This is a genomic window from Idiomarina sp. 29L, assembly GCF_004123135.1.
Lineage (GTDB): Bacteria > Pseudomonadota > Gammaproteobacteria > Enterobacterales > Alteromonadaceae > Idiomarina.
In genome coordinates this window covers 440,911-455,188 of record NZ_SDJS01000001.1, presented here as the reverse complement: position 1 = coordinate 455,188, position 14,278 = coordinate 440,911, and the positions used below count along the sequence as shown (strand labels likewise).

Here is a 14,278-nt window from a genome sequence, read left to right as displayed (position 1 = left end):
AATTATTATTTCTCCTGCCAGCTGTAGACATAATCTGGATTTTCGACCTTCATCGCCGCTTCACTCATTTCCAGAGCATCGCGCGTATCCAGCATGACTGCGACTTCATCAGTGAATTTCTTTTTATGCTCCCGACCGGCCTTAAAGGCTTTCGGATGCGGACCATGAGTAAACCCTGCGGGATGGAAGGTTACCATACCACGGTCGATATTATCGCGACTAAAGAAGTCGCCTTCGTGGTAGAACAACACTTCATCATAGTCGTCGTTATTGTGGTAGAACGGCACTTTCAGCGCGCCCGGATCCGACTCAATTGGACGCGGCACAAAAGTACAGACCACAAACCGCTCCGCTACAAAGGTTGTGTGCGCCGACGGCGGCAGATGATAACGGTGGCTCATCAGCGGTCGAATATCACGCCAGTTTAAGCGCACCGGTGCTAAGTCACCGTGCCAACCAATGGCATCTAATGGATTATACGGATAAGTAATGACACTCACCTGCTGATGACGCTTAACATACACTTTCCAGCTATCCTCGCTGTACTGTGCTTTAAACTCGTCATTAATGGCAGGCGTATCCAGAACCGCTGGGTCAAATACCGCGTGGTTACCGACAATGCCCTTCTCTGGCAGCTGATACGAACCATTAGTGGTTTCAATCATCAGCAACTCCATTTTCTCGTCGGGCTCTAAGCGCCAGTTAGTTGAGCGTGGCACTAAGAAGTAGTCACCTTTAACCAGATGAATATGGCCATAGTCGCAATACAAATGCCCACTGCCCTCATGTACAAACAATAAGTCGTCGCCATCTGCATTACGCACCAGGTACTGCATATTTTCAGTACAGTGCCAAATACGGAACTTACAACTGCTGTTTGACAACAAGTCCGGGGTTAACCACGGGTTTTCCGGCGCTTGTTCAGTAAGCTGATTAAAGTCGAAGGCACGAGGTTTCAGCGGACCTTCCCATTCCGACCAGCCGGTCGGCGCATGTTGATGATGGAAGTGTGTCGCAGGGCCAAAAAAGCCGCTGCGACCTGCTTCACGCTCATAAATGGCCTGCTCCGGAAAGTCAGCATGGGCTTGTCGTGACGACGTCCCTTCCTGCTTCGGGAAGCTGATCCATTTACGCATCGTCTAATACTCCTCGACGGATTTGGTCTTCTTCAATACTCTCGAACAGCGCTTTAAAGTTACCTTCACCAAAGCCTTCGTTACCTTTACGCTGAATAATTTCAAAGAATACCGGACCGATCACAGTTTGCGTGAAGATTTGCAGTAAAATACCGTCTTTCATTGGCGCACCGTCAATAAGAATACGCTGCTTACGCAGAGCATCGACGTCTTCCTCATGGCCTTCAACACGCTCGTTGATCTTCTCGTAGTACGTATCTGGTGTGTCCATGAACTCCATACCGATTGAGCGTAAGTCTTCGACGGTTTTGTAGATGTTGTCCGACGTCAGTGCAATGTGCTGAATGCCTTCGCCTTTGTACTCGCGCAGGTATTCCTCAATTTGTGACTTGTCGTCATGCGACTCGTTAATAGGAATACGGATTTTGCCGCAAGGTGCAGTCATTGCTCGGCTCAGCAGGCCAGTCAGCTTGCCTTCAATGTCGAAATAACGAATTTCGCGGAAGTTACCAATGCGCTCATAAAAACCAGCCCAAGTATCCATGTTGCCGCGGAAGACGTTATGCGTCAGATGATCAATCTCATAAAGACCTGCCGCATGCTCTTTCATTTTGCTTTCCCAGTTGTCGTAGAAGTCAAAATGTTGCTTATAAATTTCATTGTTTTCATAGTTATCAATGAAGTAAAGCGCACTTTCACCAATACCAAAAACCGCTGGAATGTTTTCAACAACACCTTTGTCTTCAGGGAAGGCTTTAGCTCCATTCTCTAAAGAGTGTTTTAATGCGTGGTTAGCATCTTTAACACGCCACGCCATGCCACAAACGCTTGGACCGTGATCTTTTGCAAAGTCTTCAGCCTGACCGCCTGGCTCCGCATTTACCACAAAGTTAATGTCGTTTTGCTTGAATAGCCAAGCTTGTTTTGACTTATGCTTTGCTACTTCAGTAAAACCAAGCTTGTCGAATAAATCTTTTAATGCGTCAATGCCTTTTTGATCCGGAGCTGTGTACTCAACGAACTCAAAGCCGTCTGTATTTAGGGGATTAGTGACTTGTTCTGACATTATTACTTCCTCTTGTTATTCGTTTATTAACCCTAAGACTGTAGCCCTAAAGGCGTTAACAATGCGAACTCAGAGAAGAAATAGTGTCAGTTGGACAAAAGTGTTTTATTGTAAAGTAATTGTTACAGGATAAATCCTTGCTCTGCATCAAGGTTTACCCTGTTGTTATCGTAAACTTAACTGTACAAGCCAGCTTTTTTGGCACTCTAAGTTTACGAATTAAGTTTCTGTTTTAGGTTTTCTAGGGCGACCTTTACGCTGTTTGCCAATACCGTAATCTCGCAATTTATTGGCAACGGCAGTATGAGAGAGTCCTAAGCGCTTCGCTAACTGCCGGGTACTTGGGTAATTCGGGTACAGTCGCTTCATGATATGGCTTTCAAACTGGCGTAACGCTTCTTCCAGGCTAATGTCCTCAATATCTACCGCCAGGCGCTCGTCGTTTCTTTCCAGTTCCGGCAAACGAATATCTGCAGGCTCCAGCGTTTGCCCTTCCAGCATGGAAACAGAGCGGAACATGGTATTTTCTAACTGACGAACATTGCCCGGCCAATGATAATTTTTCAGGCGATCTTTGGCAGTTCGACTAATTTGAACCTGGCTTCGCCCGAGTTTTTTACACGCTTGTGCGACAAAATGTTCAGCGAGTAAAACAATATCCGCTTTACGCTCACGTAATGGCGGCACCGTTAGCGCTAAAACATTTAAGCGATAGTACAGGTCTTCGCGGAAATCACCGTTCTCCACCAGCTCGAAAAGGTTACCCTGAGCCGTACAAATGACTCGCACATCGACACTGACTTCCTGCTCTTCACCAATGCGGCGAAATACACCGTCCTCCAGAAAGCGCAGTAATTTTGCCTGAAGGCCAATCGACATTTCACCCACAGAATCGAGCAACACGGTTCCGCCGGCGGCTTGCTCAAGCACTCCGGTTTTCTTAGCGCTTTGGGCACTAATACTGCCTTCCGCATGACCAAACAGTTCACTCTCCGCAACATTATCGGGCAGTGCAGCACAATTAATAGCTAGAAAGGGTTGCTCATGGCGCGGGCTGGCCAAGTGGCAAGCTTTTGCGAGCAACTCTTTACCCACCCCTGTTTCCCCCTCCAATAACAAGGGCGCATCCAGCTCCGCCATACGTTGGGCATCGCTAATGACTCGTTTCATCGCAGGTGTTTCAGTAAGCAGACGCTCGAAGGCCGCTTTATTACTGGCTTGCTGCCAGTTTTCGGTAACCGGCTCCGACTTGCAGGTCATCACGGCGCCCGCAAAGACTTCCGTCCCCTCCTCGTCATTAACCCAAATCGGTAGCAATTGCGCGTAATATTGATCACTGCCTATGGTTACGGCTTCATAGATTGGCATTTTGGGTTGTTTATCGAGCCAGCGTTGTAGTGCAATTCCCTGCACAAACTGTGACAGAGGTTCACCTTTAAGCACGTCATGACTGTCAGATAGCAGCTTCAAACCCGCGTCGTTAATAATATCGATAACGCCTTTGGTGTCTATGGACAGGACCGGATCCGGTAACGTAGAAAGCAGCAGATTAAACTCGTAATGCTCTCGTTCAAACGGCATGTATGGAATGGTTTTTACGTCGATAACATTAGGAATACGACGGATTTGCGGCATTAAATGACGAAAATCATCGAAGTCCAGCTCAGGAAAGTTAAGAAAGATTTTTCCTTTAGGGTCAACTTCAATGCCACGTAGGTCTATTTCGTGATCACGCAGAATCTGCAGGACATCCTGACAAATACCAAGCCTGTCATCACAGGTAATTTCTAGCCGCATAACACCTTGCTTTACCGTCTAAATGTAAAGCAAATGATACACCAAAGGCGCGCATTTAAAAACAAAAAACCCCGAGCGCGTTCTCTCGGGGTTTTAACATCGATTGATTAAACGTGTTTACTTACGCGTCTACTACTTTGTCGGTTTTTGCCGCCATAATAAAGTCGTTTTTGTGCAGACCATTAATCGCGTGAGTCCACCAAGTTACGGTGACTTTGCCCCACTCAGTAGTGATTTCCGGGTGGTGCTTTTCTTCTTCCGCAATTTCACCAACACGGTTAGTGAACGCCAAAGCCTGCTTAAAGTTTTTAAACTTGTATTCGCGCTGCAACATCATCACACCGTCATTCGTGACCGGCGTCCAGTCAGGAATTTCACGCATTAACTCTTTCAACTCGTCGTCACTCACTTTAGGTGCGTCAGCATGACAAGCTTCACAACGTTCTTTATCTAATTGTGCCATTTAACTTTACTCCTCGTTGTTCTTCATTTTTGGCAAAACTAAGCTGCGTCTTTTGGCGGGAACTTCGGTTCAAATAAGCCAAGTTCCATCGCTTCATGAACCAATGACATAATATCCATGTCAGAAATTTCAAACAGCTCATCAACACTCTCTATGGTATAGTAAATGGGCTGAATAATATCAATCCGGTACGGTGTTCTTAACGCATCAAGCGCTTTTAACGGTTTCCGCTCCGGCTTATCGCTGTTCACGGCATATTCAGTCTCCGCCGGAGATGACAAGATACCACCACCATAAATACGCGTGCCTTCTTTGGTTTGTAATAAGCCAAATTCAACCGTAAACCAGTAAAGGCGAGCCAAATAGACACGCTCTTTCGGCGTTGCTGCATAACCGAGTTTACCGTACTGATGTGTAAAATGGGCGAATGCTGGATTCGTTAACAGCGGGCAGTGACCAAATATCTCGTGAAAGATATCCGGCTCTTGCAAGTAATCAAACTCTTCGCGAGTTCGGATAAAGGTCGCGACCGGGAATTGTTTATTCGCCAGTAGACGGAAAAACTCATCGAACGGAATAAGCGCAGGTACCGCGGCAACCTGCCACCCCGTTTCCCGCTCCAGAACTTCATTCAGTTCGTGCAACTGCGGTAAGCGATCTTTTGGTAAGTTGAGTAATTCAAGTCCCTTCATATACTCGTCACAAGCTTTACCCGGAATGCATTCTAGCTGACGTTCAACGAGATCTTTCCATATCGCGTTTTCTTCGTCAGTCCAGTGAATAATACCGTTTTCGTCCGGTTGCTTCGATACGTATTGACTTTCTTTACCCATAATTCAACCTTGTTGCTTCCTCATTAAATTTTGATAGTTATTGTTATTATTAGTTCAGAATTACGCTGACTGTTGCCACTGCGCTTTACACGCATCCAACGCTTGCTCAATGTCAGCGATAATATCGTCTGCGGCTTCTAAGCCGACAGCGATACGAATTAAGGTATCGGAGATGCCTGCTTTCGCCCGTGCTTCCGGCGTATAAGGCGAATGTGTCATCGACGCTGGGTGTTGAATCAGCGTTTCAGCATCCCCTAAACTCACGGCGAGTTTTATCATTCGCAGCTGATCTAGAAAATAGCGCGCCATAGCTTCATCGCCATCCAGTTCAAACGCAATAACCGCTCCGTTCGCTTTCATTTGATGACCCATCAACTTCTGAGCACTATGATCAGGCGCTCCTGGGAAGTAGATGGTCTTTACATCGCTGCGCTGAGTTAAAAATTCATACACCTTATTGGCGTTTTCGCAGTGTCGCTGCATGCGTACGTCGAGCGTCTTTAAGCCACGCAAAATAAGCCAAGCGTCATGTGGACTCATGGTAGCGCCCATATCTTTTAATGTCGTACCTTTAATTGTCGCTATATCTTCGGCACTTCCGCATACAATGCCTGCAACGACATCACCATGACCATTAAGAAACTTCGTCGCACTATGAACTACAATATCCGCGCCGTGCTGTTTCGGCTGCTGCAATAGCGGGGTCATAAAGGTATTGTCGACAATCAGTCGAATGTCTTTGTCTTTTATAACCGCATGTACAGCATCAATATCCACTGTTTTTAAATGCGGGTTCGCCGGCGTTTCTAAAAACACCAGACGCGTATTGTCTTTGATGGTCGATGCTAATAACTCGGTGTCGGTTAAATCAATAAAGTCAGCATGCACACCAAAACGCTCGAACAGCTCGCTAAACAACGCAAAACTGCAACCATAAATCGCATCAGACACAATAATATGATCGCCAGCTTTCACAAACGCTATCGTGGTTGCCGCTATCGCTCCCATGCCAGTGGCGGCAGCCGCAGCGGCTTCATAGCCCTCTAACTCAGCCATGCGTTGTTCAAGTTCGTTGGTGGTCGGATTGCCTAAGCGACTGTAAATATAGCCTTCTTCCTCTCCGGCGAAACGGCGTGAGCCCTGCTCTGAAGAAGAAAAAGCAAAGGTTGATGTTTGGTATAATGGACTGCTCAGCGCACCATGAGGGTCGTCATGGTTCGCACCAGCATGAATCACCTGAGTTGCAGGTTGCCACTTATTATTAGAATGATTGTGGTTGCTCTTGGCAGACATACAAATTGCACTCGTTTGTCAGTAAAATGTTAACGAGCAACAGAGTGCAACGAGCAACCCAATATTGGCAATCTTTGCGCTATCTCAAACCTTTTATAAAGTGTAACGCTAGTTTTCCACTTTACTTTCCGGCGTCTTTACACCCTTAGAAAAATGGGCTTTATACAGCGACGGAAGAACGCCTTTTAATTGGCTCAGCAAGTCTTTTTGAAGCTGCCCATACCCTGGCTTTTTGGTGTGTTGAAATGGCAGCGGCCGGCACAGCGACATTACTTGATAACCCAGTCTTGCTGTTAAAAGACCCGCCCCCAGCCCCTGCCCGGCACGTACGGAAAGTTTCGTTATCAGTTCAGCGCTCACCCATTGTGTGCCTAAATCGACAGCAGCCTCACTTATTCCTGAATAGGCGATATTCGCCAGAACTTGCCGCCATAACCGGATACGCGCTAAGTACCCGAGTTTCACACCGTATAATGCGGCAATACGATGGATCATACGCTGGTTACGCCATAAAATAATCAGCATATCTAAGACCGCAAACGGACTGACCGCTATCATGGCAGCCGCTTCTGCGGACCAGCGGCTGATAAGTCGGCTAGCTTGTTGGTCAACCCGACTTAAAATGTCGCATTCAAATCGCTCACGCTTTTCACTGTCAGACCAGTAGGGTTGGTAGATTTGCATCCAGCGTTCTTCTAAATCAGGATGATCCAGCAGCTTCAATTGCTGTTCAATACTTTCTGTACCCTGACTCTGAGCATGCCAGCGACGTTTTAACTGGCGAAGCTGCCAGAATTCTTTGACAAAAAAACCAACAAGCAAGCCGAGTATTAACGTAAAGCCAGCACTCCATAGCGTCCCCAATACCCAACTTTGCTGCCATGATTCAATAATTGCCAACACGAGTTCGATGATTCCGGCAACCGATGCCAAGACAACACCCAGCAGTAACCAACGTCCCCACCGGCGAGGTTTTCTCTCGAACTCAGTCTGCACTTGCACCGTTGATAGCACCTCGCCCATTTCATCAACGGGTTCGGTATTTGCTTGAGGCTCTGCGTCCTCTTCTACGGAATAATAAGTGAGCTCGCGATGTTTGCTCATCGTAATTTATCTCCAATGACAGCATTCAGCAGTTTATCTAAACGAATATGCGGCAACGGCGAATCGGCCAACGTAAAGTTTGGAAGAAAATGTGGATAGACATAGCCTTGCTGCCAATCATCTTTCGTAGGTAAGCGGCCCGGAACATGCGGAGCGCCGACACGAACTAACGCGCCCGACTCATCAACTCCCTCAAGGACATTCGTACCGTTTTTAAGCTGTTTCCACTGGCTCGTGGACACGCCTGCAACGCTGAATAATTCAAAAGGAATACGTTCAAACTGGAGTTGTTGTCTTCCCTCTAATGTCAGTGCGTTGAGCAACCCAGTTAACTTAGTATGATCACTCGGAATAATACTGTCTGCCTTCGTCGCCACAAAGGCGACTTTATCAATCTGCGGCGAAAACAAGCGTTTTAACAGACTGTTCTGACCGTAGTTAAAGCTTTGCATGATTTCAGTCAACGCCAGTTTCAATTCATCAAAATGAGACTCGCCCCCCTCAAGTGCCCCCAGCACATCGACCAGTATTAACTGTCGGTTAAAATGCCTGAAGTAATTTTGATAAAAAGGTTTGATAACGTGTTCTTTATAATACTCAAACTTCTGCTCTAACAAACCTTGCCATGCGTTGGGTATGGGTTGCTTTAATGGCCATGGGAAAAAGTCCAGAGACGGCGTACCCTCAAGCTCTCCGGGTAACACTAAACGCCCCGGCTGCAAAAGCTTCAGCCCTCGTGTTTTACACTCAGATAAGTACGCTCGGTAGGCACTGGCAACTATTTTCAACTGATTTTCGGCGTTGTCCTCTGTGGCGACTTCACTCAGCTCATGGAGCTTTTTTAACCACACTTCAGCCATCTCTTGTCGAGGCTTTGAGTCAATCAGTGTGCGTTGCTTTTCGGACCATTGCCTGTACGTGAGCGACAACAAAGGTAAATCAAGCAGCCACTCGCCCGGATAATCAATAATATCGACCGTCAGGCGACGCTCATCCAGCACTCTACCGGCAATTCCCCGTTCTGGGTGGTACTTCAGCTCCAATCGAATTTCACTGACATCACGGGTCGACGCCGGCCACTTTCCTTGTGCGCTGGTCAGGCACTCCACTGCCTTTTCATAGTCAAAGCGCGGAGTATCCCAATTAGGGCTGGTGTGCAGCCGGCAACCGATAAGCCTTTGATGTTGGCGTACATTGAAATAAGGCAGGTTTTGCGACTCATTGGCATACAGCAACTGCTCTAAGACACCGGTTATTAATGCGGTTTTACCGGCACCACTTAAGCCTGTTACGGCCAACTTAATATGACGATCAAACCCGCGATGGATAAGATCGCGGGTCTGGCTTTTAAACTGCTTGATACGGCTCACAGACGATTAAATTCTCGCTGAAGGTTATAGTGATTGGAGGTTACGTACTTTTCCATCGATTGCAACTGTGCCTCCAACTCATCGAACTCACGCTTTATGTCATGTATGGCGTCTCTTGGTGGCTCACCGCCTTGCCAAACTCTGGTTTTAACGTCGACTCGGTGCGAGTTCATATCGGGCTTTTTTTTGTCGAGAATCAACCACCCTGCTAAATACAACACAAAGAAAAAGCCTGATGCAAAGATTAACCCAGTAAAGAATACGACTCGTACTAACCAAGGCTCAATATTGAGGTAGTCCCCTAAGCCAGCGCAAACACCAGCTATTTTGCCTTTTTCTGCATCACGAGTCAGCTCCCTGCGTGACTTGGAAATACTCATTGTCTGTCCCTCCAGCCTGGTGAGTCAGCATCCAGAATGCGTTCAAGCGTCTGCACGCGCTCACGAATACGTTTCGCCTGGTCGGCTAAGAGCGCAAGTGACTCGCGCTCTTCCTCATTCAGCCCCTGGTTCATTTGGCGTTTGCTGCGGTAATGCAAGATTATCCAAATTGGCGCAACAATCAGTACAAACAGAATCAGCGGCGCAACTAACATCCCGAAAATAGCTTCAATATCCATCTTGATTTGCCTATTTATTCAGAGTCTTTAGACGACTTTGATTTCATGCGAGCGCGCAGAGCTTCCAACTCTTCATCAACTTTGCCTTCATTTTCCAATTCAGCAAACTCGTCGCGCAAGCTGCGTTTACCCATATCATAAGACTCTACTTGTGCTTCTAAGTCATCAATTTTTGCCTCGTAGCGGTCAAAACGCTGCATGGCATCATCTACTTTAGAGCTATCGACCTGTTTTTTCACCTGTAATCGGCTACTTGCAGTCTTCTGACGCATAAGGATTGCTTTTTGACGCGACTTAGCATCAGCCAATTTTTCTTGAAGCTGCGCAATTTCATCGTTCAGTTTATCCAGCGACTCATCAACACGCTGCATTTCATTCTGTAACGCATCGACATTATCCTGCGCGCGGCTTTTTTCAATCAGCGCCTGTCGAGCTAAGTCTTCGCGTTCCTTACTTAAAGCAAGCTCCGCTTTCGCTTCCCAGTCCGCGACTTCTTTTTCCATGCGCTCCTGTTGGCGTTGAATATCTTTTTTCTCAGCTAACAGTCGAGCTGATGTTGAACGAACTTCAACCAATGTGTCTTCCATTTCCTGGATAATCAGACGCACCATTTTTTGCGGATCTTCGGCTTTATCTAATAACGCATTGATATTAGAGTTCACGATATCGCTAAAACGTGAAAAAATACCCATAATAAATTACCTCTTACATAGCTAATGATTTATTCGCTCATACATTATTCAAGTATCGAGCCAACTTTTTAAAAATTAGTAATTAGCTGAATATTAAGGTTTTTTATATTTTGTGACAGAGTCGGGTATTGCCCCGGTTCGTGAAATAGACTAATAATTAGCAAAAATAACTATAATTAAGGCTCAGTCGATGAGTAACTCGCGTCCGTCAGACAATTTAATTGGCCAATCCAACAGCTTTGTTGAAGTTCTGGAGCAGGTTTCGCAAATAGCTCCGCTGAATAAGCCCGTACTTATCATTGGTGAACGCGGTACCGGTAAAGAACTCATAGCAGCGCGTTGTCATTACCTATCGCAACGCTGGCAACAACAATACCTAACGCTCAACTGCGCAGCCTTAAACGAAAATTTATTAGACAGCGAGCTGTTCGGGCACGAGGCCGGCGCGTTTACCGGCGCCGCTAAGCGTCATGAGGGGCGTTTTGAAAGAGCCGATGGTGGCTCTTTATTTTTAGATGAGCTGGCGAACACATCATTACGAGTTCAGGAAAAGCTGTTGCGCGTCATCGAATACGGTCAATTTGAACGTGTCGGAGGACGTCAGCCGGTAAAAGTCGATACTCGCTTAATTGCGGCAACCAATGAAGATTTACCGACGCTTGCAGCGCAGGGTGAGTTTCGCTCTGATTTACTCGACCGTTTAGCCTTCGACGTTATAACACTGCCTCCGCTTAGAGAGCGACGTGAAGACATTATGTTGTTAGCGGAGCATTTTGCGGTGTCTATGGCTCGGGAAATGGAATTAGAATTGTTCAGTGGTTTTACCGAAAAAGCGCGTAAAATCATGCTGAATTATGACTGGCCCGGCAACGTTCGGGAGCTTAAAAATACGGTGGAACGGAGCCTTTACCGCTTAGGCAATGGTCATGTTCCTATCAATGATATTGTCTTGGATCCGTTTGACAGCCCATTTCGTCCCGGCGTTTCAGCAACGGCACGCACAGCCGCTTCGTCAGCGCTGAGATCAGCACCTGAAGCGTCTGGCGATGCTAATGACTCAAGAGTCACTTCTGTATTAAAAGCCGATGAGCCGGTCGAATTTAAGCAGCTGTCGCAGGACTATGAAAAAGAATTACTCAAACAAGCGCTGCGTCTATCGCAGTTTAATCAAAAAAAGACAGCATCTTATCTTGGTTTAACCTATCATCAGCTCAGAGGCTATTTAAAGAAATACCAACTGCTGGACGGGGCGGCCGCAAATAATGACTAAAGCGCTTTCTTTACTCATTTCAGCAACAACGATATTACTTGCTGGCTGCGAGCCTGGTACAGAAGAAGTGACTCCATTATCAGAAGGCATTATTTATTGCTCAGAGGGAAATCCTGATACTTTCAACCCACAGCTCATCACATCGGGCACGACTGTTGATGCGACCGCCGCCCAACTTTATGACCGACTGATTGACTACGACGCTGAAAAGCAAACCTTTGTACCGGCGCTCGCCAAGCGCTGGGAGCCGCTCGACAACGGCACCCGTTATCGCTTCTATTTGCGTGAAGACGTCAAGTTTCACTCAACCGATTACTTTTCACCAACCCGTGACTTTAACGCAGAAGACGTTCGCTTTAGCTTTAACCGCTGGCTTGATGAAACCAGCCTTTATCACAACGTCGGTGGCGGCAGCTATCCATTCTTTAGCGCTACCGGTCTGGATAAACTGATTCAGAAGGTTATCAAAGTCGATGAAATGACCGTCGACATCGTGCTGAATAACGCCGATAGCTCCTTTTTGGCAAATTTGGCTACCGACTTTGCGATTATTCTCTCAGCAGAGTATGCACAACAACTCTCAGTAAAAGACGTACCTTATTTAATTGACTTAAAGCCGATAGGCACCGGACCTTATCGTTTCGAAAGCTTCCGCAAAGATGTATTGATACGCTACACAAAGCACCCTGAATATTGGCGGGAGGGTCCGGGTATTGAGCAGCTTGTTTACTCAATTACCCCTAACGCCAACAAGCGAATGCTGAAGTTAGTGACCGGCGAATGTGATGTTATTCCCTACCCGCTAATCAGTGAGCTTCAAGCGCTCAATCGCGACGATATTGTGGTCACAAATGAAGTAAGCCCTAATGTCTCTTTTTGGGCTTTTAATACAAAAAAGCCACCGTTTGATGACCCGTTAGTTCGACAGGCGCTTAGTCATGCTATTAACCGCCAGGCGATTATTGACACTATTTATTACGGTAACGCAGAGCTGGCACGCTCAATATTACCCCCAACATCCTGGGCTTACGACAACCAGGGCATTCAATACGGCTACGATCCCGAAAAAGCCAGAAAGCTACTTGAAGAAGCCGGATATGAGCAATTGACTATTAATATTTGGGCAATGCCGGTACAACGGGTTTACAACCCTAACGCACGCCGCATGGCCGAACTCATGCAGTCAGATCTTGCCCAGGTTGGCGTCAATGCACGTATTGTCTCTTATGAGTGGAATACCTTCAGACGACGCTTGTCACGCGGCGAGCACGATACCGTTTTAATCGGTTGGTACGCTGATAACGCTGACCCTGATAACTTCTTCAGGCCACTGCTAAGCTGCGCTGCCGTCGCTACCGGAGGAAATCGCGCCAACTGGTGTCATCCAGGCTTTGATGAGTTGCTCTACGAAGCCATATCAACCACTGATGCCGCAGAGCGAAAAGCGTTGTATCAAAGTGCACAACACATTCTGAATCAACAATTACCCCTTTTGCCTATTGCTCACTCACGTCGCTACCAGGCGCAAAAAAAGACGGTTCGAGGTGTGCAGTTACCGCCGTATGGCGGCATTAACTTTCGTTTAGCCACCAAAGTGACACCGGCTGAGGAGAACGCCCAATGATTCGTTACCTTAGCAGCCGTTTATTTGTCTTTATTATCGCGTTCTTTTTGCTGACGGTATTCACCTTCTCATTGAACTTCTTCTTCCCTGGCGACGCACTCACTAACATGACTGGGGTACGGACTTTTAGTGATTACTACCCGATCCTATCGGAGGCCAGAGGCACCGATAAAAATATTGCCTTACAATACATTAATTACATGCAGCACCTTCTCTCAGGCAATTGGGGAGCGTCATTGAGTTCAGGAGACTATGTCTTTAAACAGGCGTACCAACACCTCTTCGCATCGCTTGAGCTCATTATCGGCGCTTTGGTTCTGGCGGTTCTTATTGGCGTACCCAGCGGCGTTTTGGCCGCCACGCAGTTTCGGGGGCCTATTGACAAAAGCGTCATCAGCCTGGCAATGGCCGGCTATTCAATTCCCGTGTTCTGGCTTGCTCAGCTACTGATTCTATTTTTCGCCGTCAAACTTGACTGGCTGCCTATAACTGGACAAATAAATCCACTGTATGGCATCGCGCCTAAATCCGGAGCCATTTTGCTTGATATTGCATTGAGCCACTCGGACTATAAAGCGGCGGCCTTTCAAGATGCACTCAAACACTTGATTCTGCCAGTCATTATATTATCGATAATGCCAATGATGCTGCTTCTAAGGCTGATGCGTAATGCCACTCAGGAAATGCTACAAAAACCCTATGTGAAAGCGGCACGAGCACGTGGTCTTAATGAGTTTCAGGTCTTATTAAAACACGCGGTGCCCAACGCAACGCAATCGGTTTTGCAGCAAGTACCACTGATTTTCAGCCTTCTACTCAGTAACAGTATTGTTATTGAGTCCATATTTAACTGGCCCGGCATAGGCAACTGGCTGGTACGAGCGATATTCGAAAGGGACTTTCCGGTCATACAGGCTTGTGTACTTATCATCGCCTTTACCATTTTACTGTTTAACTTAATCGTGGATCTCTATCGTGGATGGCGATTCCCTATTGTAAGGCACGAATAAC

Annotated in this window: 14 protein-coding genes; 3 read left to right on the top strand and 11 right to left on the bottom strand. The window is 46.8% G+C overall.

Annotation, left to right across the window (positions count from 1 at the left end):
* Window positions 1-5: 5 nt before the first annotated feature.
* The 11 genes from EST55_RS02245 to pspA all read right to left on the bottom strand — a co-directional run bounded on the left by EST55_RS02245 (window position 6) and on the right by pspA (window position 10,373).
* Window positions 6-1,136 carry a homogentisate 1,2-dioxygenase gene (locus EST55_RS02245; RefSeq protein WP_129496357.1) on the bottom strand — a complete coding sequence of 377 codons (1,131 nt, stop codon included), beginning with the start codon at window positions 1,134-1,136 and terminating at the stop codon, window positions 6-8.
* Window positions 1,129-2,202: a 4-hydroxyphenylpyruvate dioxygenase gene (gene hppD / locus EST55_RS02240; protein WP_100692216.1), complete on the bottom strand. Its 1,074-nt coding sequence runs from the start codon at window positions 2,200-2,202 to the stop codon at window positions 1,129-1,131. Before hppD ends, EST55_RS02245 begins: the two co-directional genes overlap by 8 nt.
* Before the next feature lie 219 nt (window positions 2,203-2,421).
* Window positions 2,422-3,999, bottom strand: coding sequence for a transcriptional regulator TyrR (tyrR, locus tag EST55_RS02235; protein ID WP_129496356.1), 1,578 nt, complete (start codon window positions 3,997-3,999; stop codon window positions 2,422-2,424).
* Between the two features lie 121 nt (window positions 4,000-4,120).
* A complete protein-coding gene (locus EST55_RS02230) occupies window positions 4,121-4,462 on the bottom strand; it encodes a 4a-hydroxytetrahydrobiopterin dehydratase (RefSeq protein ID WP_129496355.1) in 342 nt (113 codons plus the stop codon).
* A gap of 38 nt (window positions 4,463-4,500) precedes the next feature.
* On the bottom strand, window positions 4,501-5,295 hold the full coding sequence (gene phhA / locus EST55_RS02225; RefSeq protein ID WP_053953543.1) for a phenylalanine 4-monooxygenase: 795 nt from the start codon (window positions 5,293-5,295) through the stop codon (window positions 4,501-4,503).
* Between the two features lie 60 nt (window positions 5,296-5,355).
* Window positions 5,356-6,588: a methionine gamma-lyase gene (gene megL, locus EST55_RS02220; protein ID WP_129496354.1), complete on the bottom strand. Its 1,233-nt coding sequence runs from the start codon at window positions 6,586-6,588 to the stop codon at window positions 5,356-5,358.
* A gap of 108 nt (window positions 6,589-6,696) precedes the next feature.
* Window positions 6,697-7,692, bottom strand: a complete 996-nt coding sequence (locus EST55_RS02215; RefSeq protein WP_129496353.1) for a TIGR01620 family protein — start codon at window positions 7,690-7,692, stop codon at window positions 6,697-6,699.
* Entirely contained in the window at window positions 7,689-9,062 is a 1,374-nt protein-coding gene (locus tag EST55_RS02210; protein WP_129496352.1) for a YcjX family protein, read from the bottom strand. Before EST55_RS02210 ends, EST55_RS02215 begins: the two co-directional genes overlap by 4 nt.
* A complete protein-coding gene (gene pspC / locus EST55_RS02205) occupies window positions 9,059-9,442 on the bottom strand; it encodes an envelope stress response membrane protein PspC (RefSeq protein ID WP_088768316.1) in 384 nt (127 codons plus the stop codon). The genes EST55_RS02210 and pspC overlap by 4 nt, the downstream gene beginning before the upstream one ends.
* A complete protein-coding gene (gene pspB / locus EST55_RS02200) occupies window positions 9,439-9,681 on the bottom strand; it encodes an envelope stress response membrane protein PspB (protein ID WP_088768317.1) in 243 nt (80 codons plus the stop codon). The genes pspC and pspB overlap by 4 nt, the downstream gene beginning before the upstream one ends.
* A 14-nt stretch (window positions 9,682-9,695) precedes the next feature.
* A complete protein-coding gene (pspA, locus tag EST55_RS02195; RefSeq protein WP_088768318.1) occupies window positions 9,696-10,373 on the bottom strand; it encodes a phage shock protein PspA in 678 nt (225 codons plus the stop codon).
* Between the two features lie 190 nt (window positions 10,374-10,563).
* Here pspA and pspF point away from each other — a divergent pair, with 190 nt between their 5' ends.
* The 3 genes from pspF to EST55_RS02180 are packed head-to-tail and all read left to right on the top strand — an operon-like array spanning window position 10,564 to window position 14,277.
* Window positions 10,564-11,643 carry a phage shock protein operon transcriptional activator gene (gene pspF / locus EST55_RS02190; protein ID WP_129496351.1) on the top strand — a complete coding sequence of 360 codons (1,080 nt, stop codon included), beginning with the start codon at window positions 10,564-10,566 and terminating at the stop codon, window positions 11,641-11,643.
* The gene (locus EST55_RS02185; protein ID WP_129496350.1) at window positions 11,636-13,267 is read left to right on the top strand and encodes an ABC transporter substrate-binding protein; all 1,632 of its coding nucleotides are present in this window, start codon (window positions 11,636-11,638) and stop codon (window positions 13,265-13,267) included. The genes pspF and EST55_RS02185 overlap by 8 nt, the downstream gene beginning before the upstream one ends.
* Window positions 13,264-14,277 carry an ABC transporter permease gene (locus tag EST55_RS02180; protein WP_100692225.1) on the top strand — a complete coding sequence of 338 codons (1,014 nt, stop codon included), beginning with the start codon at window positions 13,264-13,266 and terminating at the stop codon, window positions 14,275-14,277. Before EST55_RS02185 ends, EST55_RS02180 begins: the two co-directional genes overlap by 4 nt.
* Window position 14,278 lies beyond the last annotated feature (1 nt).